The following is a 25,580-nucleotide window of genomic DNA, read 5'->3' as shown; positions in this document are numbered from 1 at the left end:
GTTCAGGCTCCTCGGTCGGCCTGGCGCAGGCCCCGGTACCAGGCCAGCGCGCGGTTCTCGACGATGCGGAAGATCACGGACAGGGTCACGCCGAGCAGGCCGAGCACGATGATCCCGGTCCACATCTGGGGCACGGCGAAGCTGCGCTGGAACTGCACGACGCTGGCGCCCAGACCGTGGTTGGCGCCGAACATCTCACTGATCACCATGAGGATGACGGCGATGGACAGGCCCTGCCGGGCCCCGGCGGCGATCTGCGGGCTGGCGCTGCGCAGGATGACGTGGACCAGGGTGCTGCGCCGGCTCATCCGGTAGCTGCGGGCGGTGTCCAGCAGTACCTCGTCCACCGCTCGCACCCCCTCGACCGTGTTGAGCAGGACCGGCCACAGGCAGCCGAGCGCGATCGTGACGATCTTGGAGGTGGCCCCGGTGTAGCCGGTGAACAGGGCGATGATCGGCACCAGGACCGGGGGCGGGACGGCCCGGAAGAACTCCAGCGCCGGCTCGCTCAGGGCCCGCAGCACGGCCGACAGGCCGATGAACAGGCCGGCGGTGACACCCAGGACCAGGGCCAGCAGATAGCCGACCGCCAGCCGGGTGACGCTGGGCAAGACATCGGTGGAAATGCGCCCGTGCATCCAGGTCTCGCCGAACGTGCCGAGGATGTCGCGCAGCGGCGGCCAGAAGAAGTTCGTGCTGTCGGCGGTGACGATCCACCAGACGCTCAGCAGGACGACGGGCAGCAGGAGGGCGGCCGACACCGACCGCGCAAGCTTCCTCATGCCGTTTCCCTCCGGATCGACGGGTGCCAGCGCAGCACCCTGCGCTCGGCCGTGCGGGCGGCCAGGTTCACCAGGACCCCGATCAGGCCCACCGCGATGACCAGGGCGTACGTCTGAGACACGGCGCCGGAGGACTGGGCGACCCCGATGGTCTTGCCCAGCCCGGGCACCCCGATCACCAGTTCGGCGGTGATCTCCAGGATCAGCGCGACCGCCGCGGCCAGCCGGAAACCGGTGACCACGTAGGGCAGGGCGGTCGGCCAGACCACGTTGCGGGCGATGCTCCAGCGCGAGAACCGGTACGAGCGGGCGGTGTCCCGGGCCACCGGGTCCACGTCGGCCACGCCGTAGAGCACCTGCATGAGGATCTGCCAGGTGGCCGCGTACACCACCAGGGTCAGTGCGGACTGCGGCCGGCTGCCGAAGATGAGGACGACCAGCGGGATCAGGGCCACCGAGGGGATCGGCCGCAGGAACTCGATCGTCGAGGCGGTGAACTCCCTGAGCACGGGCACGGATCCGATGACGATGCCGCCGCTCACGCCGATCAGCATCGCCACGGCCAGGCCCAGGGCCCAGCCGCGCATCGTGTCGCCGAGCGCCGTCCAGAAGGAACTCTCCTGCACCAGCGTGCCCAGGGCGGAGGCCATGTCGCTGGCCGGGGGCAGGTAGTCCCGGTCGACCAGGCCGCTGCGTGGCAGCACCTCCACGACGGCGGCGACGATCACCAGGCCGAGCACGCCGAGCCCGGCCCGGGCCCAGCGGTTCACGGCAGCAGCTGGGAGATGTCGGGGGCGGAGGTGATCAGCTTGTCCTGCACGGCCAGTTCGGACAGCGCGTTCACCGACTCCTCGCTGACCTGGCTGGGCCACTTGGGCAGGGTGACGGCTTCCTGCACGGCGGGGTCGATCTCGGTGTAGGTGCTGAGGATCGCCCGGGCCTCGTCCGGGTGGCTGTCGGCGTAGGCCAGCGACTCGTTCATCGCGGTGGTGAACTTGGTGACGGTCTCCGCGTTGGCCTTGGCGTAGTTGGCGGAGGTGAAGTACGCGGCGATGGTCAGTTCGGGGTGGGTGGCCACGTAGTTGGACGCCACCTGCCGCATTCCCTGGTTCTGGGCCACGGTCAGGAACGGCTCGACGACCTGTCCGGCGTCGACGTCGCCCTTGGCGATGGCGGCCGGGATGTCGGGGAAGGGCAGTTCCACGTAGCTGATCCCGCTGGGGTCACCCCCGGCGTCGCGCACCGCCTTGTTCACCGTGGTGGTGTTGATGTTGTTCAGGGTGTTGACCGCGACCCGCTTGCCGGCCAGGTCGGCGGCGGTCTTCACCGCGCTGCCCTCGGCCACCACGACGGCCCCGAAGTCGGCCCCGTCCTTGCCGGTGGTGGCGACCCCGGAGGTGACCACCTTCAGCGGAAGCCCTTTCGAGGCGGCGAGCAGCAGCGAGGTGGTGTTGCTGAAGCCGAACTGGAACTGGTCGCTGACCACGCCGGGCACGATGGCGGCCCCGCCCTGGGCGGTCTCGATCTTGAGCTTCAGGCCCTGCTGGTCGAAGAAGCCCTTCTCGACGCCGAGGTACAGCGGGGCCACGTCGACGATCGGGATGGCCCCGACGGAGATGTCGGTGGTGCCGTCCTCCGAAGAGCCCGCGTCGCCGGAGTCGTCACTGCCGCAGGCGGCCAGCAGGAGTGCCGTGGCCAGTCCACCGGCCAGCAGAGCCTTGTGCGAGATCCGCCCTCGTCCGGTGCCGGCAGCGGCTGAGAGGGCTCGGGATACCTGGGGGTGCATAGCTCCTCCTTGAGTGGACGCGCCCGGGGGTTCGCTGCGAACGCTAGAGATTGTCAACAATCGTGTCAACCATTTGTTCGACAGTGCGCAGAGGGTGCGATGAGATCGGCGGCCGGCCGCAGTCTGCAAGGGCATGTCTCTTGTCACCGCACACCTGTCCATCTCCCTCGACGGCTTCGTCGCCGGCCCGGACCAGAGCCAGGAGAACCCGCTCGGCACCAACGGGATCGAGGTGCACCGCTGGCACCTCGGCGAGCCCACGAACGACGCCGACCGCCGCATGAACCAGCGGCTCATGGGACCGCGCGGCGCCTTCGTCATGGGCCGCAACATGTACGGGCCGGTCCGCGGCGAGTGGGGCGACTCCGACTGGCGCGGCTGGTGGGGTGACGAGCCGCCCTACCACGCACCCGTCTTCGTCCTCACCCACCACCCGCACGAACCGATCGAGATGGCGGGCGGCACCACCTTCCACTTCGTCAGCGACTTCGACGAGGCACTCGAGCAAGCGGAGGCCGCAGCCGGCGAGCAGACCGTCACCATCGCCGGCGGGGCGAGCGCCGTCCGGCAGGGCCTGCAGCGCGGGATCATCGACGAGATCATGCTCAGCACCGCCCCCGTGCTGCTGGGCAGCGGCGAGCGGCTCTTCGACGGCGTCCGCGAATTCAGGGCCGAGCCCGTCGACGTGGCGGCCTCACCCCTGGCCACCCACGTTGTCTACCGCATCGATCGCTCGTCGTAGCGTCGTAGCGCCGGGTGCGGGTCAGCCTTCGCTCTCCTGCAGGGCGGCGATGACACTGCTCAGGTGGGCGCGCGCAGCCGCCTCGGCCGCCTCCGGGTCCCGGGCCGCGATCGCGTCGATGATGGCCAGGTGCTCGCCCAGCGAGACCTGCGGGCGGCCGGGGCGCAGCGAGAGCCGGAACTGGAAGCGCACCAGCTGGGCGTTCAGGCGATCGAGCACGGACGCCGCCACCGGCTGATCGGCGATCTCCCGGATGCGGCGGTGCAGTTCGCGGTTGTGCTCGGAGTACTTCACCGGCTCACCACCGGTGACCGCCGCCCGCATCCGGCCCCCGATCTCCAGCAGCGACTCGACCTCGGCGTCGGTGGCGAGCCGGGCCGCCCGCGCCGCGCACAGGCCCTCCAGGACCATCCGGCACTCGGTGATGGCCACCGCCTCGGCCACCGAGACCACCCGCACCCGCGCCCCACGGTTGGGGATGCGCTCCACCAGCCCCTCGGCGGTGAGGTCGATCAGCGCCGCTCGCAGGCTGGCCCGGGTGACCCCGTGCAGCTCGGCCAGCTCCGCCTCGACCAGCCGCTGACCGGGCGCCAGGTCACCCCGGCCGATGGCCTCGCGCAGAGCCTGGCCGGCCACCTGCGTGCCGGCGGCGCCCTCGTAGTCCGTCGCCACTACCCCTCCTGAGCCTGTCCAGAAACTGTCAACAATCGTGTCCACACTACTTGTAACAATCTCCGCACGGCGGTTACGGTCGCTGGAACCAGACCGAACTGGGCGACGGCGCCCACGAGGAGGCCTTCATGCACCGGTTTCCGATCTTCGGCCCACGAGCGGTTCGCCGCCTCGCCCTGACCGCCGCGCTGGTGCTGACCACCGTCTCCTTGTCGGCCTTGAATACCGCCACCGCACAGGCCGAATCGTCCGACCTCAAGGCCCTGCCCCCGGCCATGGACTGCGCGGACGTCACCGAACTGGACGTGGACCGGGCCGCGGGAACGAAAGTGACCTGGCAGTCGGCGGCCGTCGTCACCACCGGCACCGCCGCCCCGTACTGCGAGGTGCGCGGCACCATCGCCCCCGCCAGCACGATCGTGCTGCGGCTGCCGGTGAACGGCTGGACCCAGCGCTACGTGCAGACCGGCTGCGGCGGCCTGTGCGGCAGCGCGAACATCAACTTCACCCAGGCCTCCACCTGCCCGCCGGTGCGCGACGGCACGGTGGCCAGCGCCACCACCGACATGGGCCACCAGGGGCAGCCGGACGGCTCCTGGGCCCTGGCCAACCCGCAGGCGCAGATCGACTTCGCCTACCGCAGCGTGCATCTCACCAGCGTAGTGGCCAAGGCGGTGATCACCCGCTTCTACCACCACAAGATCGCCTACTCGTACTTCACCGGCTGCTCCGACGGCGGCCGCGAAGCCCTGATGGAGGCCCAGCGCTTCCCCGACGACTTCGACGGCATCGCCGCGGGTGCCCCGGCCAACAACATGGCCGTACAGAACACCTACCACCACGCCTGGAACGTGGTCGCCAACCTCGACGCCGACGGCAAGTACATTTTGCTGGCCGGGAAACTCCCGCTGATCCACACCGCGGTGCTGGCCACGTGCGACGCCATTGACGGCGTCAAGGACGGCGTGATCGACGACCCCCGTAGGTGCGCTTTCGACCCGTCCTCAATTGTCTGTCGTGATGGGCAGGATCCCAGTGGCTGCCTGAGCAAGGCCGAGGCGAACGTGGTGCGCCGTCTGCATGACGGGGCCACCGACGCGAAAGGCCGCCGTCTGGAACCGGCCGTCGGGCACGAGTGGGGATCCGAACTGGAGTGGACACTGTTCGTTCCCGCCGCCCAGGTCAGCGCGTCGCGAGCGAGAACTTCGCCCTCTCGTACCTGCGCTACCTGGCCTTCCCGGGCGCCCAGGACCCCGACTTCCAGCTGAGCGACCTGAAGTTCACGGCGACCGAGTTCTGGAAGACCGTGCAGTCGTCCGCCTACATGTCGGCCCTGGACCCGGACCTGAGCGAATTCCGCAGCAGCGGCGGCAAACTCGTGCTCTGGCACGGCTGGAACGACCAGCACATCGCGCCGAGTTCGACGCTGGCCTACTACGACGCCATGCGCGAGGCGATGGGCCCGCGCACCGTGGAGTCCTTCACCAAGCTGTACCTGTTCCCCGGCGTGGCCCACTGCGGAGGGGGCGAGGGCCCCAACACCTTCGACATTCTCAGCCCGGTGATGGCCTGGGCCGAGAACGGCCAGGCCCCGGCCCGGGTGGTCGCCTCGGCCGGCACCCGCACCCGTCCGTTGTACCCCTATCCCACGGTGGCCCGCTACGACGGGAGCGGAAGCACCGACGACGCAGCGAACTTCGTCCCCCACAAGCCCGCTGCGGCCGCCGAGAGGTACCACTGGGTGGGTGAACGCCTGTACTCCAGCGACTACCAGACCTGGGCCCACGCCGAGGGAACCGCACTTCTCCAGCGGCCGAGCTCGACCTGGCTCACCCGCAAAGTCAGTCAGTGATGATTAAGGGCCGTCACCGCCGCGTCGTAGCGGCCCTCGACCTCGGAGAAGCGCAGGAACTTGACCGTCTCGACGAGGATCTCCTTGGCCTGCGGCTGGGACTGCAGCAGCGCCACGGTCTCGTTCACGTAGTCGTCCAGCGGCATGTACTGCTCCACGTCCGAGCCGCCGGGCAGCAGTTCGGTGCGCACAGCCGGCGGCACCAGCTCGATCACCTGGACCGAGGTGGCGGCCAGCTGCAGCCGGATGGTCTCGCTGAAGGCGTGCACGAAGGCCTTCGAGCCGTTGTAGGTCGGCGTGAAGGCCAGCGGCGTGAACGCCAGGCCCGAGGAGACGGTGAGCACCGCGGCCTGCGGGCGGGTCTGCAGGTGCCCGACGAAGGCCGAGACCAGGCGCAGCGGGCCCAGCACGTTCGTCTCGACGATGCGCTCGGCCCCGGCCAGGAACTGCTCCGACGTCACGTCCTCGACCAGCATGATCCCGGCCATCGCGATCAGGACGTTCAGGTCCGGGTGCCGGCGCAGCACCTCGTCGCGGGCGGCCAGCACCGAGGCCGGGTCGGTGGTGTCCACGGTGACGGTGGCCAGACCGTGCTTGTCGGCCAGTTCGGCCAGCAGTTCGGTGCGGCGCCCGCCGATCACGACGGTGTTGCCCTCGGCCTGCAGCCGCAGGGCCAGGGCGAGGCCGATACCGGAGGTGGCGCCGGGGACGAAGATGGTGTTTCCGCTGATGTTCATGGCCGTCAGCCTGCTGCGGCGGCCCGGACGGCGGGAGAGGACTTCGTTTCGTAGGACCGCGGGTCCCTGTTTCGGCCCGCGTAGCTGCGAGATGGTGAGGGCATGGATCGCACCACCCTGGCCGAGTTCCTGCGCACCCGCCGCGACGGTCTGCGTCCCGAGGACGTCGGCCTCAGCACGGGCCCCCGCCGGCGTACTGCGGGCCTGCGCCGGGACGAGGTGGCCCTGCTGGCCGGAATGTCCACCGACTACTACGTGCGCCTGGAGCAGGCCCGCAGCCGGCAGCCCTCCGAGCAGATGCTGGCCTCGCTGGCCCGGGCCCTGCGCCTGGACAACGACGAGCGCGACTACCTGTACCGGCTGGCCGGTCAGTCCGCCCCGGACCGCAGCCCCCTGGACACGCACGTGGCCCCGGGGTTGCTGCGGGTGATGGACCGGCTCGACAACACCCCCGCCCTGATCCTGTCGAGCCTGAGCGAGACCCTGGTCCAGAACCACCTCTCCCTGGCCCTGCACGGCGACCAGTCGAAGCACACCGGGCTGGCCCGCAGCGGCATCTACCGGTGGTTCACCGACCCGGCCGAGCGCGAGGTGTACGAGCCCGGCGACCACGACCACCAGGCCCGCGCGCTGGTCTCCGGCCTGCGGGCCAGCTACGGCCTGGGCGGGGAGCACTCCCGCGCCGGGGCTCTGGTGCGGGCCCTGCACAAGGTCAGTTCCGAGTTCACCGAACTGTGGCAGCGGCACGAGGTGGCCCGGCGCTTCGCCGACCACAAGGTGCTCCTGCACCCCGAGGTCGGCCGGATCGAACTGGACTGCCAGGCCCTGTTCACCGAGGACCAGGGCCAGACCCTGCTGGTGCTCACCGCCGCCCCGCGCACCGAGGCCAGCGAGAAGCTGGCCCTGCTGGCCGTTCTCGGGCAGCAGCAGTTCGCCCCCCGAGCCCCTTGACCTCAAGTCGAGTTGAGCTTCTAGCGTCGTGGGCGCCCGTGCGATCACTAAGGAACGGAAGTCCCGTGGCCGTCTACACCCTGCCCGACCTGCCCTACGACTACGCGGCCCTCGAGCCGCACATCAGCGGCAAGATCATGCAGTTGCACCACGACAAGCACCACGCCGCCTACGTGAGCGGCGCCAACGCCGCCCTGGAGAAGCTGGCCGAGGCCCGCGACACCGGGAACTTCGGCGCGATCACGATGCTCGAGAAGGACCTGGCGTTCCATCTGGGCGGGCACGTCAACCACACGATCTTCTGGCAGAACCTCTCGCCCGAGGGCGGGGGCGAGCCCGAGGGCGAGCTGGCCGAGGCGATCAAGGACCAGTTCGGCTCGGTCGAGGCGTTCCGCAAGCACTTCGCCGCCGTGGCCACCTCGATCCAGGGCTCCGGCTGGTCCGTGCTGGCCTGGGACTCGCTGGGGCAGAAGCTGCTGGTCTTCCAGCTGCACGACCAGCAGGCCAACGTTCCGGTCGGGATCGTGCCGCTGTTCATGCTGGACATGTGGGAGCACGCCTTCTACCTCGACTACCTCAACGTCAAGGCCGACTACGTGAAGGCGGTCTGGAACCTGGTCAACTGGGCCGACGTGCAGCAGCGGCTCACCCGCGCCCGCGCCAGCGTGATCTGAGCCCAACCCGGGCCCAACCCGACCAGCACGTGACCGGCACCTGACCGGTGCCGCAGCTGAGGGGCCGTCCTAGCGTTCGAACCGGGCGGCCCCCAGCTCGACCACCCAGCCCTCGTGCGTCCACAGTTCGGTGTTGTCGTCGGGCACCAGGGGCACCCAGGGCACGTCGGCGTGCACCTCGTACAGCCGGCCCGACCCGACCACCAGGTCAAGACTGCGGCCGTGCGGTTCCCTACGGCAGGCCACAGCGTCGATCCGCGCCACCGTGCCGGTCAGGACTCCCTGCGGATCGTCGCCGTGGTGTTCCGGCGCGAACCGGATCCGCTCGGCCCAGTCCTGACCCAGCCGCACCACCACCCGCTGCGCCCCCGGGCGCTCGTTCGCCTCCCAGGCGACCACATCCCCGGTCCGGAACGGCTCACCGCAGCACCGTTGCTCCGACGCGTCCACCCACACGTAGCTCTTGCCCGCGGCGCTCACCGGGCTCACGCTACCCAAGCCGAGATCGCGCCGACCGTTCAACCGAATGGTCGAGCGCAGAAACCGTGAATACGTCTGATGGCACCTCTAGGCTCGGAATCCGGGGGCTGGGGCCCACTCTTCTCGCCAGAAGGAGCCACGGTGAACGGAACGGCCCAGAACACTTACGCCACAACAGCAACAGCGACCAGGGAGCGCATCCGGGTCGTCCTGGTCGACGACCACCACCTAATCCGGAGTGGGCTGCGCCAGGCCTTCCAGTCGGCCGGGGACTTCGAGGTGGTGGGTGAGAGCGCGCAGGTGGGCGAGACGCTGCAGCTGCTGCAGCGGGTGAGGCCCGACGTGCTGGTCACCGACGTCGAACTGCCCGACGGCAACGGCCTCGAACTGACCGCCCAGGTGCGCGCGGCCGACGACAGCGTGGGGATCGTCGTGCTCACCATGCACGCCGACGACAACCACCTCTTCGCCGCACTCGACGCCGGCGCCTCCGGTTTCGTCGGGAAAGACGCACCGGCCGAGAACGTCCTGGCCGCGACCCGCCATGCCGCGGCCAGCCCGGGCACCTTCACCGCGAACGACCTGTCCGGCGCCCTGCACCGGCGCAGCAACGAGGCGGCCGGGCCGAGTCTGTCCGCGCGTGAGCACGAGGTCCTCGACCTGCTGGTCAACGGCCTGGCGGTGGCCCAGATCGGCCGCCGGCTCTACATCAGCCCGGCCACCGTCAAGACCCACGTGCGCAACATCTACCGCAAGCTCGGGGCGGGCAACCGCGCCGAGGTGGTGATGGCCGCGGTCCGGCTGGGCCTCACCGGGCACTGACCGGGCGCTGACCGTTTCGACCGTCTCGACTGCGAAGGAGCCGATCGTGAGCACGAACGAGCAGAAGGCGCTGTGGGCCACCGGGGCGGCCGGGTGGGTGGCCAACGAGGCCATCTACGACAGCGTCTACGCCCCCGTCACCGCGGCCGTTCTCGGCGCGGCTGATCTTCGTCCTCAAACAACAATTTTGGACGTCGGTTGCGGCACCGGCACGCTGGTGCAGGCCGCGAGCCACGCCGGCTCCTCCGCCACCGGCATCGACATCTCACCGGCCATGGTCGAGGCCGCGAAGAACCGGGTGCCGCAGGCCGAGATCGTCCTGGGCGACGCCCAGGACGAGAACCTGAACGCGTTGCCCGGGGCGCCGTTCCAGCGGGTGATCTCGCGCTTCGGGGTGATGTTCTTCCCCGACCCGGTGGCGGCCTTCAGCAACCTGCGCCTGGCCACCAGCACCGGCGGGCGACTGGTGTTCGCCTGCTGGCGCGGCCTGAGCGAGAACACCATCTTCACCGCCGGTCTGGAACGGCTCACCGAGCGGGTGGCCCAACCGGCCGCTCCCGTGAGCCCGGGCGCTCCCGGCCCGGTCGCGTTCGCCGATCCCGACTTGTTGCGGGGCATCCTCGACGACAGCGGCTGGCAGCAGATCAGCATCGAGGCGCTGGACTTCGTCTGCGACTTCGGTGCGCTCAACGGCACCGACGGCGTGGAGGAACGCCTTGCCGTGGTGCTCGGCGGGCCTCGCGCCCGGCACGCCCGCGCCGAACTGGAACCGGTTCTCGGGCCCGCTGGCTGGAACGACCTGGTCGAGCAGATCCGCCAGGACCTGCGGGCCGCTCGCGACCCCGGTACCGGGACGCTGCGAGTGCCGGCCGCCGTCTGGCTCGTGCAGGCCGTCAACCGGTAGTCAGGCCGGCAGGAACGGGGCGAAGCTGTGGGAGACGCCGCCCGACGCCACGCAAACGCGGTTGCGGCCGGAACCTTTCGCCTCGTACAGGGCGGCGTCGGCCGCGGCCAGCACCTCCTCGCCGCTCTGCCCGCAGAGCGGGTAGGCCGCCACGCCCACCGAGACCGTCACCGTGGGCTGGGGCGGCGCACCGGGCCGGGAGGTGCCCTGGCCGATCCGGGAACAGGCCAGGCGGACCCGTTCGGCCCGGGCCGCTCCGGCCTCCAGATCCATTCCGGGCAGCACGATCAGGAACTCCTCGCCTCCCCAGCGGGCCACCAGGTCGCTGGTGCGCACGCAGCCGTTCAGGGCCCGGGCCACCGCCCTGAGCACCTGGTCGCCCCCGTGGTGGCCGAAGGTGTCGTTGACCGCCTTGAAGTGGTCGACGTCCAGCAGCAGGGCGGCGAACGCGCTCCGGGCCGCCACCGCCTCCTCCAGCACGACATTGGCGTGCCGGCGGTTGTGCAGGCCGGTCAGCGCGTCCCGGACGGCCTCCTCCTGCAGGTTCGCCCGCAGCGCCTCGATCGTGCGCACGTGCTCGTGCAGCGCCCGCTCGGCCGCCACCACCGCGCTGATGTCCCGGGCGGTGACCACCCGGGCCAGCATCCGGCCGCGCTCGTCGTGGTGATTGCTGAACTGGAAGGCCAGGTGCAGGCCGGGCCTGACCTCCTTGACCATGCCGTCGCTGCCGGTCTCGGCCCGGCTGTCCAGGGCCGCGATCAGGTCCGCGGAGATCAGCAGGTCCCGGGCCGGCCAGCCGACCACCTCGGTGGGCAGGTCGGGGCGGGCGGTGGCCAGCAGGGCGCGCCCGGCCGTGTTCACATCGATCAGCGTCCCGGCGGGATCGACCACGAAGACCCCGTCCGGCAGGCTGTCGACGATCCGGGCCCGGGTCACCGGGACCAGACGCAGCATGCCCTGGGCCAGAAGGGCATACGTGATCAGCACCCCGGTCAGCGCGAACCCGAACGGGGTCAGGTCCATACCGGAGGACGCGTGCCCACCCAACCCCCCGGCCACCAGTGCGGCGGAGGGCGCCAGGTCGGCGATGATCATGGTCAGGTACTGACGCCGGAACACCGACGGCGCCCGCCACCAGGCGCGCACCAGCCGGGAGAGCGCCCACCCGGCCAAGGCGTAGCAGTAGGCCGTGTGCGCCCAGAAGAACGGCCCGAAATCGAGGACGACCGCCGCGTCCGGCTGGTCGGTGCTCGCCTGGAAGAACAGGCCGTGCTGGCCGTTGGTGGCGACGGCGGCGCACGCCAGCACCGGCGCCACCAGCAGCAGACAGCCCCAGCGACGGCGTAACCGCCACTGCGGATCGGTCACCATGTAGTTGAAACACAGGGTCCCGGCCGAGACCGCATGCACACTCGCGATCAGGACGAGGAAGAACGCGGTGGGCGGGAGCCACGTCCAGTACGCAACAGCCGCATCGGCCAGACACCACACGGCGGTGGCGCTCATCGTGCCGGCCAGCACCGTCGCCGCCCGGGCCTGCCGCCGGCGGCGCCACACGAACGCGGTCGTCATCAGGCACAGCAGCGCCCCGCACAGGGCCAGGAACGCATACGTACTGTGCACCTGGCATCCCTTCACTTCACGGAACCCCACGGCCGGGGCAGTTCCTGGCGTCTTCGGTGGATCTGTGCCCGAGCCTGGCGGGCTGGAGCTCAGCTGAGCTGGGGGTGGTTGTCCTTGCGCCGCTGGTGCGGCAGGAGCGCGGCCGTGTTCCTCAGCTTCGGTGGGGCGATGACGGTCGTGTTCCGCCCCTCACTCTTGCCCCGGTAGAGCGCAATGTCGGCTTCGTCGAGGACGTCCTGAACGCTCTGCCCGGGCTGCCACTGGGCCACGCCGATGGTGCAGGTCTGGGCGCGCGGCACACTGGCGCGGATCCGGTCGGCCACCGCCACCGCCTCCTCCGCGGTGCATCCGGGCAGGGCCATGGCGAACTCCTCCCCGCCCCAGCGGGCCAGCGTGTCCACCACCCGCAGGTGCTGGCGCGCGTTGCTCGCGAACTCCCGCAGCAGCGCGTCGCCGGCCAGGTGCCCGCGACTGTCGTTGTAGCGCTTGAAGTGGTCCAGGTCGATCAGGCCGAAGGTCAAGGGCAGGCCGTTGCGTTCCGCGCGGGCGATCTCCTCCCCCGCCGCCTGGTCCCAGCGCAGGCGGTTGGGTAGGCCTGTGAGGGCGTCCTGGTTGGCAACGGTGGCCAACCGGGCCAGCAGATCGCCGCGTTCGATGGCGACCGCTGCCTCACCGGCCAGCGTCTGCAGCATGGGCGCCACGTGGGCCGGCAGTGAGCGCACCGGCTGACGCCAGGCCAGCGAGAGCACGGCGATGGCCTGGTCGGTGTGGGTGTGGATGGGCTGCCAGGCGGCCGCCACGATCCTCAGCCCCTCGACCACCCGCACGGTGGCGTCGTCGCGGGCGGGCAGGTCGGCCACGAACCGCAGCTCGTGGCCCCGGAAGGCCTGGACGGTCAGCGAGGGCTCGTCGCTGTTCAGGCTGAACGCGACCGGAGGGACCTCGATGCCCTCGCCCGCCGAGGAGGCGGCGGTGACCAGTTCGTCGTCCCCGCCCGGCTCGAACAGGTAGGCCATGTCGGCGCCGGTGATCTGCCGGGCCGCCACGCAGATGTCGGTGCGCACGTCGTCGGAGGTGGACAGCTGCCGGGCCAGACGGGCCAGGACCTCCACGTGCTCGGCCCGCTCGTCGGCCTCGCGGGCATGACTGCGCACCTGGGCCAGCAGGAGCTCGCGCTCGTCCCGGCCCAGGGCCAGGGCCAGCCCGACCAGCGCCACCACGCCCACGAACATCTGCACGATCAGCGCCCGCACGGCGTAGTCGGCCACCGAGGCGAAGGGTCCGCTCCCGGCCAGGGTGAAGACGACCGCGGCCACCCCGGCGACGAAGTTGTGGACGACCACGATGGTGGTGTCGAACCGCAGGGCCGCCCAGACCGGCAGGGTGATGAGCACGAAGGCGATGGGCAACTGCGAGCTCAGGACGAACACCAGCAGGTAGGCCGTCACCGACAGCAGCACGAACAACGTCAGTTCCAGACCCCGGGAACCATGCAGACGTATGAAGGGCAGGACGATCGACGGGGCGGGCAGGGCATGCGGGCCGTTCTCGGCCCGGCGGGCCCGTTGGTGGGCGCTGATCAGGTACCCGACCCGCAGGCCGAGCCCGAGGATCAGCACGACGGCCACGCAGTTGCGCACCATCCACACCACGGCCGACAGCAGCGACCACTGCCCGGTGAGAACGCCCACCGCGGTCGGGCCGAGCAGTCCCCCGGCGCCGGTCGCCAGCAGCGCGGCCAGCAGTAACCCCAGCAGTTGCTGCGTGCCGGTCAGCGGCCGGTCTCCGCCCGCACCCCACAGCGTGGGGTTCCAGCGCTGCAGCAGGTGGTGCAGCAGCGCGACCTGGATCAGGTTGGCCCCGGCGAAACACAGCGCCAGCATCAGCGGGGCACCCGTCACCAGGTTGAGCGCGAAGGTCAGGCCCCCCAGCAGCGCGTAGTCCAGATACAGGGTGTCGGCCGCCCGCTGCGCGGCGAACCACAGCGCGGCGACTCCGGCGGCGGGCCAGACCAGGCTCAGGTTCGTGCCTTCCAGGACGGTCAGGCGCCCCAGGAGAACCGCCACCGCGAAGACCACCGCGAACGCCAGGCTCCTGAAGAGAGCCCGGTACGTCAGACCGCCTTCTCCCATCACGTCACGCCGCCTCGTCCGCCGTTGCTCGCCCGCTCCTCACGACCGCCGGTGGTTCGACGGCACTGCCGGATGCGGTGCTCAGGGGGTATCGGGCCGAGCCCGGGGCCGGTTGACCTGCGCCGCCACACCGGAGCCGTGATCACCCACGCGGCCTACGCCCTAGTAGCCCCGAACCCCGGTTCCCCGCAGTCCGCTTCGCCTATTCTGTGGATATGCCCGGATCCGAGGCGGCCCCACCAGATCGCCCGACCAGGAACTGGCCGCGGCGGCGGGTGATCGCCGGCGCGCTCGTGCTGCTGGTGGTCGCGGCGGCCAGCGTGGCCTGGAAGGAGCTGCGGTTCGAGGCCCGGCGCGAGGCCGTGGCCCAGGCTCCCTTCGACCTGCTGATCCAGCCGGGCGTGAGCGAGGCCGAGGTGGCGGCGGTCCGCGACGGGCTCAGCGTCGGATTCCAGTACCTGAACACCCAGATGGACGCCGGTGTCCGGCAGCGGGTGCAGGTGCGGCTCGCGCACCAGGACGGGTGCGAGCCGTTCACCTCACCCGCCGGGCCCCCCACCGGCTGGGCCGATGCCCGCCGGCTGTGCCTGAACACCAAGGCCCCGGGCTGGCGGGAGCAGTTCGCCGACGACCCGGCGCTCGCGTCGATCGTGGCCGCCCACGAGCACGTCCACAACGCCCAGGCTCAGCTGGGCTGTTTCGCCGCCCGCGACGAGCACGAGTGGCTCTGGCTGTTCGAGGGCATGGCCGAGCACCTGTCGTTCCAGGCGATGAGCCGGGCCGGACGCTGGCCGGACGCCCGCACGGTGCCGCTGATGCGGGAGTGGGGTGCCGCCGATCCTGACCTCGACCAGCTCAGGGCGTACGAGAACGGCGGCGCGGTCATCGGCGACGCTGCCTACGCCCTGTTCCACATCGCCACCCGACACCTCGACGCACTGGCCCCGAAAGCGTCCGCAATGATGGATTTCTGCCGCTCAGTCGGCCGAGGTCAGCCCTGGCACGACGCTTTCGAGCAGGCGTTCGGGCTCACCGTCGACAACTTCTACGCTCGCTTCGAGCAGAACCGCTCACAACTGATCGCCCAGCCCTGACCCGCCGTCCTGTCCTCACAGCATGGCCTACATCCGCGACCCGGCCAACGGCTACGCGAGCGTGGACTTCCCGGTGGAAGACGGAATGGAGATCAGCTGCCGGGCCTGAACACCCCCGGTGCGCTCCGGCGGGCAGGTGCGGGCGACGACGTCGTCGACCACATCCTTTAGAGAACCACGCCAGCTATGCGCCGCCCGCTGCCGTTGCGCACCGGTGCCGTTGCTCAGCAGATCGTCGAAAGCCGTTTCCACCCGCTGTAGATCGCCATTCATTACTAGCAAAGGCCGCACCCGTTCCAGGAGTTGCTGCAGGTATTCGGCCGCCGGCCGGTGCCGGCCGGTCAGCGGATCCAGCAGATCGCCGGACAGGCCGTGGCGGGAGGCCTGCCACGCCGCCGCCCGCAGCAGTTCCGGCCGGGCCACCGGCCACGGCTGGTCCGAGACAGCGGCCCGGGCGGCCTCGTCCACCAGGGCCCGGCTCAGGGCCGCGACCACCAGTGCGCTCTCCGGTTCCTGGCCCACGTCGGCCACCCGGATCTCCACGGTGGGATACCGGTGCGAGAGCCGGACGTCGAACGAGACCATCCCCGCGTCCAGAAGCACGCCGGTGGAGACCAGATCCGCCACCAGGGCGTGGTACTCGGCCGGGTCGGCGAATGGACTGTTCGCGCCGGTGGTCGGCCAGCGCTCGTACAGCTGGCGCCGGTACGAGGCGTACCCGGTGTCGGCGCCGTCCCAGAACGGCGAGTTCGCCCTGAGCGCCAGAAGAGCCGGCAGCCAGGGCTGGATACCGTTGATCGCGGCGATCCCCTCAGCTTCTGAGCTGACGCCCACGTGCACATGGCAGCCGCAGATCAGGTTCTGCCGGGCGGTCAGCCCGTACCTGTCGACCACCCGCTGGTACCGGTCATCGGATGAGGGGGTGGGGCGCACCGCAGCGGACTCGTCGCCGAGGCCGCCACCCGCACACCGGCGCCCGCGGCCGCCTCGGCCAGCTGCTGACGGGCCAGCAGCAGATCGGCGGCGATCACGTCCAGATCGGCGGCGGGCCGGGAGGCGATCTCGATCTGCTCCTGGTGAAGCTCACCGTGCGCGACTTCCCCCGCCAGCGCGATGACCGCAGGCGCCGCCGGAGTGGGCACCCCCTGATTGTCGAGCAGGAGGAACTCCTCCTCCACGCCGACCGTGCGTCGAGCCGCTCTGCTCATGGCGCCTAGTCTGACCGATCCGTGGTGACGGCAGTAACGATCGTTTGCGAGACACTTCGAAGGCTCGAACGTCGTCCCTGGACGCCGGTGTAACGGGGCCCGTGACCGCGCCCTTGCCACACGCTCGGGGGTTCGCGTTACATTTTTGGGGTGTGAATCGGCTACGGACAGGGTTAGGGAGCCGGGTCAGGCCCTGGGGCGGTAGCTACTCGCTGAGCCGTGTTGGCGCCGGCCTTGATTTGATAAACACCCGCGGTGGCAGAAGAGCCGCTGACGGCGGTCACGAAGGTGTAGCCAGCTCCGGCCAGGCCCGACGCGGCCCCGGGCAGGGTCACGGTCCACCAGGTGCGGCCGTCGAACACTTGGACCGTGTCCGGGGCGCCAGCCAGGACCGTTGCCACCCTTGCGCGGGCGCTGATGAAGGATGTAGTTCCCCAGGCTTGAGGTCCCACTACCGTCGACGGTGTAGGTGACCCAGTTGATCGTGCTGGGCGAGAGGGCGAAACCCTCAATGTATTGCTCCGTGCCGGGCCCGCTCAGGCCACCGGGCGTGAACGGCATTAGCATCGTTCGATGACAAAGCGTAGTGATCGGACAGCTTCGACTGAGTCCGACTGAGCGGCCGATGTACGGGGCAGCCGACTTCAGCTAGCGAACTGCGTGACAGGCCGGCTGTTCGTCTGCGATCTGCACGACCCCGGGCGATTTGTGATTTTCCGGTATTGTCGGCGGCATGGTGTGGACGTGGGGGCCGGATCCGATCATGCGGAGCGTCCTGGCTGAGGGGCTGGAGCCGGGGGAGGTGCTGTGGGTGCTGTCGCATGATCCGCGGTGGCCGAGGCCGATGCGTGCGCCGGATACGGGGGTGTTCACGTTGACGGTCTGGGGGCGGACGTCGGCCGGCCGGGGAGTTCTGGTGGCGACGCGGCCGTTGAGTGGGAGAGACTGGGAAATCGTTGGTGCCCGTCCTCTGACGGCTGCCGAAGATGCTGAGCTTGCTGGATGGGAGGCTGACCGTGCCCGACGGAATGATGCCTGAACTGAGCGCGGCGGAGCGCGCGCGGCTGCCGCTGGATGTTCACCGGTTGGAACTTCTGCCTGAGGGTGAGACCGGCGGATTCGATATCGACGCCCTGCCTCCGCTGGACGCGCCGGTTGTGCACCGGCATGTGCTGGATCTGTCGCCAGAGGCCGAGCGGGCCCTGCGGGCCGAGGCGGCGGAGCGTGGGGTCACAGTCGATGAGGTGATCCGGGCTCGCGTCGAAGACGCTGCCTGACCTGCGAAAGCTGCACGACCACTGCGTGCGCGATCGTACTAAACCTGTTACTGAGATGACGCTGCACCCGAAGGGCCTTCCCTTGGGCGCTGGATTGAGGCGAGTTTACGTCAGCACGCCAACTCGTTCGGCGAGGTCGTGGAACTGGCTGGTTCTGCCGCGGCGTTCTCGTTCGATGAGTCCACGCATGATGGTCCGCGGGTAGGCCTGGACTTTCAGCCATTCCAGGGCGAGGCGTTCGATAGCCGTGAGTGACTCGACGGCGTCCTCACGCTTGTCCAGGGTGGTGTGCCGACACCCTCCACCCGTCCGGCGTGCACCACCAACGTTCCGTCAGACAGCGTTCACCCGGAGCGCGCGGGGCTCGGACCGGCGCACCTGCACGCGCGTGCCCTCGACCCGGGTCTGTAGCACCGGCTGGGGACGGGTGGCCGGGCCCTGCTCGATCATGCCGTCTTCCAGGCGGAAACGGCTGGCGTGCCAGGGGCATTCGATGCAGTCGCCGACCAGTTGGCCCTCGTTGAGCGGCGCGCCGCGGTGCGTGCACCGGTTCAGCAGGGCGTGGATCCGCCCGGCCCGGTTCACCACCAGGACGGACTCACCCTCGACGGTGAAGGCCTTCGGGCTGCCGTCGACCAGGTCGGCGGTGTCGCACACGTCGCTCCAGTCAGTCGGGGTCTGACTGAAGGCAGTGGTGTCGACGCCGACTCCCATGGCGTAGGACAGGTGCCCGCCCAGCCACCCGGAGGCGCCCAGGATGCCCAGGCCCACCAGGCTGGAGATCTTGCCGCGCCCCGGCGAGCGCCGCAGCACCCACGAGGTGGCGAAGGCGCCGAGCGCGACCGTGTTCAGCGCGGCGTGCGCCAGCCCCACCCGCCGCTCGGCCCCGGCCGTGTCCGACCAGTCCGAGGCGCCGGTGGCGGCCACCGGCAGGGTGGACAGGATGCCCAGCCCGATCAGCCGCCGGGCGGCGGCGTGGTCGCCGGTCAAATCCAGCACCGCGGCCGAGGTGAAGGCGCCGATCGGCACCGTGATCAGCAGCGGGTGCACCGGATGGCCCACGTCGCTGCCCGACAGCAGGTCCTTGACCCGGCCCGCGGGCAGCGCCCCGGTCACCTTCTGGGCCGCATCCGCAGCCGGGTCGAGAGCGCTCAGGTTCTCGACCTTGGTGGCGACACGTTCGAGCGCGTTGGCTAGACGGGACATGCCCAACGTCTACCCGCCGTGACCGGGCATCACCATTCGAGACGGCCCCCCGGGAGCCGGTCAGCTCGCGAAAGAACCCTGCAGAACGTTGTTCTCGAGGCAGTCCAGGCACTCGTCGAGCACGCTCTCCCAGTGCTGACCGGCCGGGGTGAAGGCGGACAGGAGCCAGCCGCCCACGACCAGGCCCGTGCTCACCGCCTCGTCGGGCGGCAGGGCCTCGGACGGGTCGCGGCCCTGGGCCAGGGCCATCAGGAACTGCCAGGCGACCGAGGAGTCGAGGCCGGTCCAGGCCTCCATCCGGGCGACCGCCTCGGCCAGGGCGGCCACGCTGTCCGGGCGCACCGGGCCGTCGTGCAGATCGGCGAGCAGTCGGTCGTTCAGCGCGAAGAGCAGGTCGGAAGCCTCGTCGAGGGTCTGTTCACCCGCATCGAGGACGGCCTGCCCGGCGACGGTCATCCGGCCCGGGTCCGCGGCGATCACCGCGGCCAGGCTCTCGCGCACCAGGCCCTCCACCCGATCGTCGATCCTCATCCCACCCCCTGCGCACTTGTCACGGTCTGCGACCTTGGCACTACCCCACGCGCGGGCCAGGCTAATCAAAGCGGGCAAAAAAGACACGATGGGTGCACTGTCGATGCCAACCCAGTTATCCGCGCAGGTGCGGGACCCCGGAAGCCCGCCACCGACGTCCTCAATTGAGATACCCGGGCGATCAAGATTGACTGGAGGCCGACCGGACGGATGCTGGAGGGGACGATGACAGGGCACGGGCTGGAAGACTTCCTGATCGCCGAGGACCTGATGCTGTTGCTGCTCGACGACGAGAAGGGCACGATCCACAGCGAGTCCAGCGCGCCCTATCTGCTGGCCGGGGCGCTGCTGTCGGAACTGACGCTGCTGGAACGCGTGGCCCAGGGCGAGAAAGAAGGCCTCTTCGGCCGGCGCAAGCTCCTGCCCCTGGGCCAGGGGCCGCTGCCCGACCCCCTACTGCAGGAGGCGTACGACGAGGTCGTCGACAAACCCCGTGACCCGCAGTCGGTACTTTCCAAGATCAGCAAGGACCTGCACAAGCGGGTACCGGCCCGGCTGGCCGAACGCGGTCTGGTGCGACTGGAGCAGAAGAAGGTGATGCGGATCTTCTCCCAGACCCGCTACCCCAGCATCGACCAGTCCCGCGAACGCGCGGTCCGCAACGAGATCCGCGCCGTGCTCGCCGACGGCCTGACCGCCCGGTCGCGGGTGGCCGCGCTGATCGCGCTGCTGTCGGCCGGCAACTCGCTCAAGCACGTGCTGAAGGAACAGGACGTGTCCTGGACACCCGAGGTGAAGCAGCGGGCCAAGGAGATCCAGAAGGGCGACTGGGGCGCCGGGGTGGCCAGTGCGGCCATCGCAGCCTCGGTGGCCACCATCGCCGGCGGCGCTGCGGCGGCCGGCACATACGGCGGTGGGGACGGCGGTGGCGACGGTGGCAGTGGGGGCGGCGACGGCGGTGGGGGCGGCGGCTCGTAGACGGCGCGTCCCCATTTGAGGGGTCAGCCACGCGTGATCACAGAAGGCGCATAGCCAGCATGCAGGAATTACTCGTGCGTCACTCCTAGCTTCGCGCCATGTCCACCAGCAACGACCTGAATCTCGCCGACCGGCCCCTGGGGCGCCGGGCCCTCCTGGCCGGCATCCCGGGCCTGGCCCTCCTGGTCGCCGGATGCTCCAGCTCGGACGACGAAAGCAGCACGGGCTCGACGGCCACGTCCACCGGCACCTCCACCGCCACGGCCGACGGGGAGGCGGCGGCGGGCAGTGTCGCGGCGCTGGCCCAGGCTTTCTACAACACCCTGGACGCCGACCAGAAGACCACGGTGCTGCTGGACTACACCCTCGACAACGCCAAGCGCTGGTCCAACCTGCCGCAGGGCCTGATCACCGGCGGCGCCGGTGGCGGGGGCGGCATGCCCAGCGGTGGGATGCCCTCCGGTGGGATGCCCAGTGGAGCGACCGGTGAGATGCCGAGCGGCGGTCCTCCCAGCGGCGGCATGCCCAGCGGCAGCGGCACCAGCGGCGGAGCCCCTGGCGGCGGAGGTGGCAGCAGCCAGGGCCGGGTAGGCATCGCTCTGGGCGAGCTGAGCGACGAGCAACTGGCCGCGTTCACCACCCTGCTCAAGGCGGCCACGGGTACCACGTCCGGGCTGGGGTACGACGAGATCGAGCAGCAACTGGCCGCCGACGACTACCTCCAGGACAACGGCGGGGGCGACACCTACGGCCGCGGCCAGTTCTACGTGGCCATCCTGGGCAGCCCGCAGGACTCCGGCACCTGGGAGTTCCAGTTCGGCGGGCACCACATGGCGGTGGCCAACACCTACGTCGACGGCAAGCTGGCCGGCGCCACACCTTCGTTCCGGGGCTCCGAGCCGTTCCAGAAGTTCGAGCTGGACGGCCAGAGCTACCAGCCGATGAAGGCCAAGCACCAGGCGTTCGCGGCGCTGCTGGCCGGCCTGAACACGAAGCAGCTCACCGCGGCCAAGCTCGCCGACACCTACTCCGACCTGGTGCTCGGCCCGGGCAACGACTGGGCCTTCCCGACCGAGTACGAGGGCGTGCAGATCTCCACGCTCTCGGCCAAGCAGAAGAAGCTCGCCCTCGCCGCGATCGCCGGCTACGTGAACGACATCGCCGACGACGATGCCGCGACCGTCCTGGCCAAGTACGAGGAAGAACTGGACGACACCTACATCGCCTACTCCGGCACGACCGCCCTCACCGAGCGCAACGACTACATCCGGATCGACGGGCCGTCGGTGTGGATCGAGTTCTCCATGCAGAACGGCATCGTGCTGTCGGGCAACCACCCGCACTCGGTCTGGCGCGACCGGACCAGCGACTACGGCGGTACGCAGAGTTGATCGCACCCCGGGGCCGAACCCTGCGCGTACTCGTCCTGATGCTGGCCGGCGCGATCGTCTGGCTCGCGCTCGCCCCGGCCGCCTCGGCGCACGTGGTGCCCACCTCGAGCATCCAGCTCCTGGTGCACGAGGACGAGATCGACGCCGCGGTGGCCATTCCGCTGTCGGACCTGCAGGACTCCACCGGAACGACACTGGAGTCGCAGGCCGACGTGGACGCCCAGAGCGAGCAGCTTCAGCAGTACCTACTCGCCCACTTCACCCCGACCAGCGACGACGGTCAGGCCTGGGACGTCGGCATGGGCTCGCTGACGGTGAGTACCACCGGCAACAAGGCAACCACTGGCCTGTACGAGCAGGTGCAGACCACGTTCACCCTGACTCCCCCGGCCGGGAGCGAGCACGAGTCGTTCAACCTGGGCTACGACGCCGTGGTCGACCGGGTGGCCACCCACACGGTGATCGTCACGGCCCGCACCGAAAATGACGACAGTGTCCGCACGGTGGGTACGGTGCGGCGCAGTACGGTGACCAACAAGGTGCAGCCGTTGCACGTGGATCTCACGGCCACGAGCGGATTCTCGGCGATGTTCAGCCTGGGGGTGCAGCACATCCGGGAAGGCACCGACCATCAGCTGTTCCTGCTGACACTGCTGCTGCCCGCTCCCCTGCTGGCCGTCGGCCGGCGCTGGACAGGCGTTGCCCCGGCTCAGCGGGCGGTTCACCGGATTGCGGCCATCACACTGTCTTTCACCCTCGGCCACTCGCTCACCCTGGCCCTGGGCACCCTCGGTGCGCCGGTGCCGCAACAGCTCGTCGAATCCCTCATCGCGGTCAGCATCCTGGTCGCCGCGCTGCACGCCGTCCGTCCGCTCTTCGCCGGCCGGGAAGCGCTGGTGGCCGGGGCTTTCGGGCTCGTACACGGGCTGGCGTTCTCCGAGGCGCTGCGCGAGCTGGACCTGACCGGGGCCCAGCTGGCCTGGTCGCTGCTCGGTTTCAACCTGGGCATCGAGGCCATGCAGTTGCTGGTCGTCGTGCTGGTCCTGCCCCCGCTGATCGTGCTGGCTCGCTCCGGCCGGTATGCAGTGGCCCGCAACGCCGCCGCAGCGCTGACCGCGGTGGCGGCCCTGGGCTGGCTGGCCGACCGGCTGGGCGCGGCGAACCCGGTGGCCGAGGTGGCCGATCAGCTCGGCGTGCTGGCGCTGCCCGGTCTGATCGTTCTCTGGTCCGTCGCCGCGGTTCTCGTGGTTCAGGCACAGCAGAAACAGAGGACGGGTGACCCGGGCGAGCCGGGAACGCGGGAGTCCCAGCTCGATCACGTGAGCTGACGCGAAACCACGGGGCTGGGTGCTGTGAAAGCACCCAGCCCCAATCCGGTTCAGGCGGCCGAGGTCTCGGCGGTGGCCACGATCGTGGCGCGGGCCAGGATGTGACCGGCGATGGTGAAGCCCAGGAAGGCCGGAGTGCCCTCGGCCGGCACGCCGATGTCCTCGACGTCCAGGGCGTGCACGGTGATGAAGTAGCGGTGCGGGCCGTGCCCGGCGGGCGGGGCCGCACCGATGTACTGCGGCATACGGGCGTCGTTGGGCAGGTGCACAGCCCCGGCCGGCAGGTCGGCACCGGCGGGCAGGGTGGTCACCGAGGCCGGGATGTTGGCGACGGCCCAGTGCCAGAAGCCGGACATGGTCGGGGCGTCGGGGTCGTACATGGTCACGGCGTAGCTCCGGGTGCCCTCCGGGGCGCCCGACCAGGTCAGGTCCGGCGAGATGTCCTGGCCTCCGGGGATGCCGAAGGCGCCGGACATCTGGGCCGGGGCCAGGGGCTGTCCCTCGACGACGGCCGAGCTGCTGAGCTCGAAGGCGGGCACCTGGGGAAGACGGTCGAACGGGTTGTTCATGCTGGTTGTGCTCCATCGATCGGACGGTTCGGTGAACACCTCCAATCTGCGGCCGACCGCCGGGGGCAGGGAGATCCTCGGCATGCTGGTGCCCGGAGTACCACCCTGAGCGGTCGACCACCGCCCAGGGGGTGAGGCAGGCTGGCGAGGTGACCGCGATCCGTGCCACCCATCGTCCCCAGTTGTCGGCTTTTCTGCGGGCGATGCGGGCCCGCGTGCAGCCGGCCGACGTGGGGCTTCCGGATTCCGACCGGCGCCGCACACCGGGCCTTCGCCGCCAGGAGGTCGCGCAGCTGGCCGCGGTCAGTATCGACTGGTACATCCGGCTCGAGCAGGGGCGCGTGGGTGTGCCCGGCGCCGCCGTGCTCGACGCCGTGGCTCAGGCCCTGATGCTGTCCGAGACCGAACGCCACCACCTGCACCTGATCGCCCGCGGCGAGGCCCCACCGGCCCGGCACGTGCCCGCCCCCGCCAGCGAGTCGCTGCAGACCCTGCTGCGCAGCATGCCCACCACCCCGGCCTGGATCGTCGACTTCCGGTTCGACAAGCTGGCCCACAACGCCGCCGCTCTGGCCCTGTTCGGCCCCGGGTTCGCCGAGACGGCCAACACCGCCGAACCGCTCTTCCTCGATCCGGGAGCCCGCGAGTTCCAGCTCGACTGGACCCGCATCGCGCAGGAGCACGTGGGCAACCTGCGGGCGAACCTGGCCCGGCACCCCGACGATCCGCGGCTGAAGTCCCTGGTCGGCGATCTGCGGCGCAAGAGTGCGGATTTCGCCACCTGGTGGGACGACCACACGGTGCAGGAACGCACCAACGGGACCAAGCGGGTGCTACATCCGACCGCCGGGGTGATGACCCTGCGCTACGACGTGCTGGCCGTGCAAGACGGCTCCGAGCAACGACTTTCGGCGATCACCCCGGCCGACGCCCAGTCCGAGGAGGCGTTGCGCTCGATGATCTCGCAGCACAGCGGGCTGCGGGTGGTGGGCTGAACCGCCCCCCACGACCAGGGACGGTCTGCCTAGCATGACGGTATGACGCGTGTTCTGCTGATCGGGCTCGCCCCCGAAGCCGTAACCCTGCCGCCCGGCCTGGACGCCGAGACCCTGCGGGCCCGGATCGCCGAGGGCAATGCGGCGGTGGAGCAGGCCGGCTACGACATCGTGCGGGCCCTGATCGGCAACGACCACGCCGCCGGCCTCGCCGAGATCCGCCGGCTCCTGGCCGACCCCACCATCGACATCGTGATGATCGGCAACGGGGTGCGTGGCCGGGCCGAGTTCACCGAACTGTTCGAGCAGATCGTCAACGCCGGGCACGAACTGGCCCCGCAGGCGCGCTTCGCCTTCAACGCCGACCCGACCAGCACCCTTCAGGCCCTGCAGCGCAACACCTGAACGCCTCAGCCGGCTCAGCCGGCGCTGCGGGCGTCGTAGTCCGCCTGCATCCGGGTGATCTCGTCGCTGTTCTCGAGCGTCCACTCGTAGAGCCGGACGAAGGGCTCGCGGAAGGAACGCCCGAGCGGGGTGAGTGAGTACTCCACGCCCACCGGTGTGGTCTCGAGGATGCGGCGCTGGATCATGCCGTTGCGCTCCAGCCGGCGCAGCGTCTGGGTGAGCACGCGCTGGGTCACGCCCTCCAGCTGCCGCTTGATCTCGTTGAACCGGGTCGGCTCCTCCAGCACGGTCATCACCATCATCGACCACTTGTCGGCGATCTGGTCGAGGATCGGCCGGGTCGGGCAGTTGACGTAGAAGCGCGGCTGCGGGCGGTCCAAGGGCGTTGCCATCGGTTCCCTTTCGGATACCTGGTATGCGGAAAGTGCGTTCTTGCCCGTT

General features: G+C 70.2%; 28 protein-coding genes. 14 read left to right on the top strand and 14 right to left on the bottom strand.

Going from position 1 to position 25,580, the window contains the following annotated elements:
* Positions 1–2: 2 nt before the first annotated feature.
* Genes LWF15_RS07920 through LWF15_RS07910 form a run of 3 tightly spaced genes read right to left on the bottom strand, consistent with a single transcriptional unit; the run spans position 3 to position 2,568 of the window.
* A complete protein-coding gene (locus LWF15_RS07920) occupies positions 3–782 on the bottom strand; it encodes an ABC transporter permease (protein WP_232809736.1) in 780 nt (259 codons plus the stop codon).
* Complete coding sequence (locus LWF15_RS07915) at positions 779–1,552, bottom strand: ABC transporter permease (RefSeq protein WP_232809735.1); 774 nt, start codon at positions 1,550–1,552, stop codon at positions 779–781. The genes LWF15_RS07920 and LWF15_RS07915 overlap by 4 nt, the downstream gene beginning before the upstream one ends.
* Entirely contained in the window at positions 1,549–2,568 is a 1,020-nt protein-coding gene (locus tag LWF15_RS07910; protein ID WP_232809734.1) for an ABC transporter substrate-binding protein, read from the bottom strand. Before LWF15_RS07910 ends, LWF15_RS07915 begins: the two co-directional genes overlap by 4 nt.
* 133 nt (positions 2,569–2,701) lie before the next feature.
* On the opposite strand from LWF15_RS07910, the gene LWF15_RS07905 reads away from it, so the two are divergent.
* Positions 2,702–3,310 (top strand): dihydrofolate reductase family protein, encoded by a 609-nt coding sequence (locus LWF15_RS07905; protein ID WP_232809733.1) that lies wholly within the window; start codon positions 2,702–2,704, stop codon positions 3,308–3,310.
* 21 nt (positions 3,311–3,331) lie between these two features.
* Here LWF15_RS07905 and LWF15_RS07900 read toward each other — a convergent pair whose 3' ends face one another.
* Positions 3,332–3,982: a GntR family transcriptional regulator gene (locus tag LWF15_RS07900; RefSeq protein WP_232809732.1), complete on the bottom strand. Its 651-nt coding sequence runs from the start codon at positions 3,980–3,982 to the stop codon at positions 3,332–3,334.
* A gap of 128 nt (positions 3,983–4,110) precedes the next feature.
* On the opposite strand from LWF15_RS07900, the gene LWF15_RS36115 reads away from it, so the two are divergent.
* Entirely contained in the window at positions 4,111–5,250 is a 1,140-nt protein-coding gene (locus tag LWF15_RS36115; protein WP_269809766.1) for a tannase/feruloyl esterase family alpha/beta hydrolase, read from the top strand.
* On the top strand, positions 5,136–5,834 hold the full coding sequence (locus tag LWF15_RS36110) for a tannase/feruloyl esterase family alpha/beta hydrolase (RefSeq protein ID WP_332879883.1): 699 nt from the start codon (positions 5,136–5,138) through the stop codon (positions 5,832–5,834). The genes LWF15_RS36115 and LWF15_RS36110 overlap by 115 nt, the downstream gene beginning before the upstream one ends.
* Here the strand turns inward: LWF15_RS36110 and LWF15_RS07890 are convergent.
* The gene (locus tag LWF15_RS07890) at positions 5,828–6,571 is read right to left on the bottom strand and encodes an SDR family oxidoreductase (protein ID WP_232809731.1); all 744 of its coding nucleotides are present in this window, start codon (positions 6,569–6,571) and stop codon (positions 5,828–5,830) included. The genes LWF15_RS36110 and LWF15_RS07890 overlap by 7 nt on opposite strands.
* A 102-nt stretch (positions 6,572–6,673) precedes the next feature.
* Here LWF15_RS07890 and LWF15_RS07885 point away from each other — a divergent pair, with 102 nt between their 5' ends.
* On the top strand, positions 6,674–7,522 hold the full coding sequence (locus tag LWF15_RS07885) for a helix-turn-helix transcriptional regulator (protein ID WP_232809730.1): 849 nt from the start codon (positions 6,674–6,676) through the stop codon (positions 7,520–7,522).
* 65 nt (positions 7,523–7,587) lie between these two features.
* Positions 7,588–8,196: a superoxide dismutase gene (locus LWF15_RS07880; protein WP_232809729.1), complete on the top strand. Its 609-nt coding sequence runs from the start codon at positions 7,588–7,590 to the stop codon at positions 8,194–8,196.
* A gap of 69 nt (positions 8,197–8,265) precedes the next feature.
* On the opposite strand, the gene LWF15_RS07875 is transcribed toward LWF15_RS07880, so the two are convergent.
* Entirely contained in the window at positions 8,266–8,676 is a 411-nt protein-coding gene (locus tag LWF15_RS07875; protein ID WP_232809728.1) for a DUF6578 domain-containing protein, read from the bottom strand.
* Positions 8,677–8,817: 141 nt separating this feature from the next.
* Between LWF15_RS07875 and LWF15_RS07870 the strand changes: the two genes are divergently transcribed.
* A complete protein-coding gene (locus LWF15_RS07870) occupies positions 8,818–9,498 on the top strand; it encodes a response regulator (RefSeq protein ID WP_232809727.1) in 681 nt (226 codons plus the stop codon).
* Positions 9,499–9,544: 46 nt separating this feature from the next.
* Positions 9,545–10,402: a class I SAM-dependent methyltransferase gene (locus LWF15_RS07865; protein ID WP_232809726.1), complete on the top strand. Its 858-nt coding sequence runs from the start codon at positions 9,545–9,547 to the stop codon at positions 10,400–10,402.
* Here LWF15_RS07865 and LWF15_RS07860 read toward each other — a convergent pair whose 3' ends face one another.
* Positions 10,403–12,025, bottom strand: a complete 1,623-nt coding sequence (locus LWF15_RS07860) for a histidine kinase N-terminal 7TM domain-containing diguanylate cyclase (protein ID WP_232809725.1) — start codon at positions 12,023–12,025, stop codon at positions 10,403–10,405.
* Between the two features lie 89 nt (positions 12,026–12,114).
* Positions 12,115–14,157 carry a sensor domain-containing diguanylate cyclase gene (locus tag LWF15_RS07855; protein WP_232809724.1) on the bottom strand — a complete coding sequence of 681 codons (2,043 nt, stop codon included), beginning with the start codon at positions 14,155–14,157 and terminating at the stop codon, positions 12,115–12,117.
* 215 nt (positions 14,158–14,372) lie between these two features.
* Here LWF15_RS07855 and LWF15_RS07850 point away from each other — a divergent pair, with 215 nt between their 5' ends.
* Positions 14,373–15,251 carry a hypothetical protein gene (locus LWF15_RS07850; protein WP_232809723.1) on the top strand — a complete coding sequence of 293 codons (879 nt, stop codon included), beginning with the start codon at positions 14,373–14,375 and terminating at the stop codon, positions 15,249–15,251.
* A gap of 51 nt (positions 15,252–15,302) precedes the next feature.
* On the opposite strand, the gene LWF15_RS07845 is transcribed toward LWF15_RS07850, so the two are convergent.
* Positions 15,303–16,184, bottom strand: a complete 882-nt coding sequence (locus tag LWF15_RS07845) for a carboxylate-amine ligase (protein WP_285621103.1) — start codon at positions 16,182–16,184, stop codon at positions 15,303–15,305.
* Positions 16,124–16,459 carry a glutamate-cysteine ligase family protein gene (locus LWF15_RS36105; protein ID WP_269809764.1) on the bottom strand — a complete coding sequence of 112 codons (336 nt, stop codon included), beginning with the start codon at positions 16,457–16,459 and terminating at the stop codon, positions 16,124–16,126. The genes LWF15_RS07845 and LWF15_RS36105 overlap by 61 nt, the downstream gene beginning before the upstream one ends.
* Before the next feature lie 986 nt (positions 16,460–17,445).
* On the opposite strand from LWF15_RS36105, the gene LWF15_RS07840 reads away from it, so the two are divergent.
* Complete coding sequence (locus LWF15_RS07840) at positions 17,446–17,736, top strand: hypothetical protein (RefSeq protein WP_232809722.1); 291 nt, start codon at positions 17,446–17,448, stop codon at positions 17,734–17,736.
* Positions 17,737–18,069: 333 nt separating this feature from the next.
* Here LWF15_RS07840 and LWF15_RS07835 read toward each other — a convergent pair whose 3' ends face one another.
* On the bottom strand, positions 18,070–18,942 hold the full coding sequence (locus tag LWF15_RS07835; protein WP_232809721.1) for a Rieske 2Fe-2S domain-containing protein: 873 nt from the start codon (positions 18,940–18,942) through the stop codon (positions 18,070–18,072).
* 60 nt (positions 18,943–19,002) lie between these two features.
* Positions 19,003–19,473 carry a hypothetical protein gene (locus LWF15_RS07830; RefSeq protein WP_232809720.1) on the bottom strand — a complete coding sequence of 157 codons (471 nt, stop codon included), beginning with the start codon at positions 19,471–19,473 and terminating at the stop codon, positions 19,003–19,005.
* A gap of 225 nt (positions 19,474–19,698) precedes the next feature.
* On the opposite strand from LWF15_RS07830, the gene LWF15_RS07825 reads away from it, so the two are divergent.
* From LWF15_RS07825 to LWF15_RS07810, 3 genes are all read left to right on the top strand, one after another.
* On the top strand, positions 19,699–20,451 hold the full coding sequence (locus tag LWF15_RS07825; RefSeq protein WP_232809719.1) for a GOLPH3/VPS74 family protein: 753 nt from the start codon (positions 19,699–19,701) through the stop codon (positions 20,449–20,451).
* Between the two features lie 98 nt (positions 20,452–20,549).
* A complete protein-coding gene (locus LWF15_RS07815) occupies positions 20,550–21,842 on the top strand; it encodes a DUF3500 domain-containing protein (protein ID WP_269809763.1) in 1,293 nt (430 codons plus the stop codon).
* The gene (locus LWF15_RS07810) at positions 21,839–23,170 is read left to right on the top strand and encodes a HupE/UreJ family protein (RefSeq protein WP_232809717.1); all 1,332 of its coding nucleotides are present in this window, start codon (positions 21,839–21,841) and stop codon (positions 23,168–23,170) included. The genes LWF15_RS07815 and LWF15_RS07810 overlap by 4 nt, the downstream gene beginning before the upstream one ends.
* 50 nt (positions 23,171–23,220) lie before the next feature.
* Here the strand turns inward: LWF15_RS07810 and LWF15_RS07805 are convergent, their stop codons facing one another.
* Positions 23,221–23,739, bottom strand: a complete 519-nt coding sequence (locus LWF15_RS07805; RefSeq protein ID WP_232809716.1) for a YbhB/YbcL family Raf kinase inhibitor-like protein — start codon at positions 23,737–23,739, stop codon at positions 23,221–23,223.
* Between the two features lie 149 nt (positions 23,740–23,888).
* Here LWF15_RS07805 and LWF15_RS07800 point away from each other — a divergent pair, with 149 nt between their 5' ends.
* The gene (locus tag LWF15_RS07800; RefSeq protein WP_232809715.1) at positions 23,889–24,734 is read left to right on the top strand and encodes a helix-turn-helix transcriptional regulator; all 846 of its coding nucleotides are present in this window, start codon (positions 23,889–23,891) and stop codon (positions 24,732–24,734) included.
* Between the two features lie 42 nt (positions 24,735–24,776).
* Positions 24,777–25,139 carry a hypothetical protein gene (locus tag LWF15_RS07795; protein WP_232809714.1) on the top strand — a complete coding sequence of 121 codons (363 nt, stop codon included), beginning with the start codon at positions 24,777–24,779 and terminating at the stop codon, positions 25,137–25,139.
* Between the two features lie 14 nt (positions 25,140–25,153).
* On the opposite strand, the gene LWF15_RS07790 is transcribed toward LWF15_RS07795, so the two are convergent.
* Positions 25,154–25,531 carry a winged helix-turn-helix transcriptional regulator gene (locus LWF15_RS07790; RefSeq protein ID WP_232809713.1) on the bottom strand — a complete coding sequence of 126 codons (378 nt, stop codon included), beginning with the start codon at positions 25,529–25,531 and terminating at the stop codon, positions 25,154–25,156.
* Positions 25,532–25,580 lie beyond the last annotated feature (49 nt).

Source organism: Kineosporia rhizophila, assembly GCF_021277265.1.
Classification (GTDB): domain Bacteria; phylum Actinomycetota; class Actinomycetes; order Actinomycetales; family Kineosporiaceae; genus Kineosporia; species Kineosporia rhizophila.
The sequence above is the reverse complement of the archived record's forward strand: the minus strand, read 5'-3'. Positions and strand labels throughout refer to the sequence as shown.

Bases quoted from the DNA above. Each gene is read 5' to 3' on its own strand.
- LWF15_RS07885 (WP_232809730.1), top strand. From the start codon at position 6,674: ATGGATCGCACCACCCTGGCCGAGTTCCTGCGCACCCGCCGCGACGGT.
- LWF15_RS36115 (WP_269809766.1), top strand. From the start codon at position 4,111: ATGCACCGGTTTCCGATCTTCGGCCCACGAGCGGTTCGCCGCCTCGCC.
- LWF15_RS07805 (WP_232809716.1), bottom strand. From the start codon at position 23,739: ATGAACAACCCGTTCGACCGTCTTCCCCAGGTGCCCGCCTTCGAGCTC.
- LWF15_RS07815 (WP_269809763.1), top strand. From the start codon at position 20,550: ATGTCCACCAGCAACGACCTGAATCTCGCCGACCGGCCCCTGGGGCGC.
- LWF15_RS07890 (WP_232809731.1), bottom strand. From the start codon at position 6,571: ATGAACATCAGCGGAAACACCATCTTCGTCCCCGGCGCCACCTCCGGT.
- LWF15_RS07830 (WP_232809720.1), bottom strand. From the start codon at position 19,473: ATGAGGATCGACGATCGGGTGGAGGGCCTGGTGCGCGAGAGCCTGGCC.
- LWF15_RS07855 (WP_232809724.1), bottom strand. From the start codon at position 14,157: ATGGGAGAAGGCGGTCTGACGTACCGGGCTCTCTTCAGGAGCCTGGCG.
- LWF15_RS36105 (WP_269809764.1), bottom strand. From the start codon at position 16,459: ATGAGCAGAGCGGCTCGACGCACGGTCGGCGTGGAGGAGGAGTTCCTC.
- LWF15_RS07850 (WP_232809723.1), top strand. From the start codon at position 14,373: ATGCCCGGATCCGAGGCGGCCCCACCAGATCGCCCGACCAGGAACTGG.
- LWF15_RS07790 (WP_232809713.1), bottom strand. From the start codon at position 25,531: ATGGCAACGCCCTTGGACCGCCCGCAGCCGCGCTTCTACGTCAACTGC.
- LWF15_RS07825 (WP_232809719.1), top strand. From the start codon at position 19,699: ATGACAGGGCACGGGCTGGAAGACTTCCTGATCGCCGAGGACCTGATG.
- LWF15_RS07910 (WP_232809734.1), bottom strand. From the start codon at position 2,568: ATGCACCCCCAGGTATCCCGAGCCCTCTCAGCCGCTGCCGGCACCGGA.
- LWF15_RS07835 (WP_232809721.1), bottom strand. From the start codon at position 18,942: ATGTCCCGTCTAGCCAACGCGCTCGAACGTGTCGCCACCAAGGTCGAG.
- LWF15_RS07905 (WP_232809733.1), top strand. From the start codon at position 2,702: ATGTCTCTTGTCACCGCACACCTGTCCATCTCCCTCGACGGCTTCGTC.
- LWF15_RS07795 (WP_232809714.1), top strand. From the start codon at position 24,777: ATGACGCGTGTTCTGCTGATCGGGCTCGCCCCCGAAGCCGTAACCCTG.
- LWF15_RS07840 (WP_232809722.1), top strand. From the start codon at position 17,446: ATGCTGAGCTTGCTGGATGGGAGGCTGACCGTGCCCGACGGAATGATG.
- LWF15_RS07920 (WP_232809736.1), bottom strand. From the start codon at position 782: ATGAGGAAGCTTGCGCGGTCGGTGTCGGCCGCCCTCCTGCTGCCCGTC.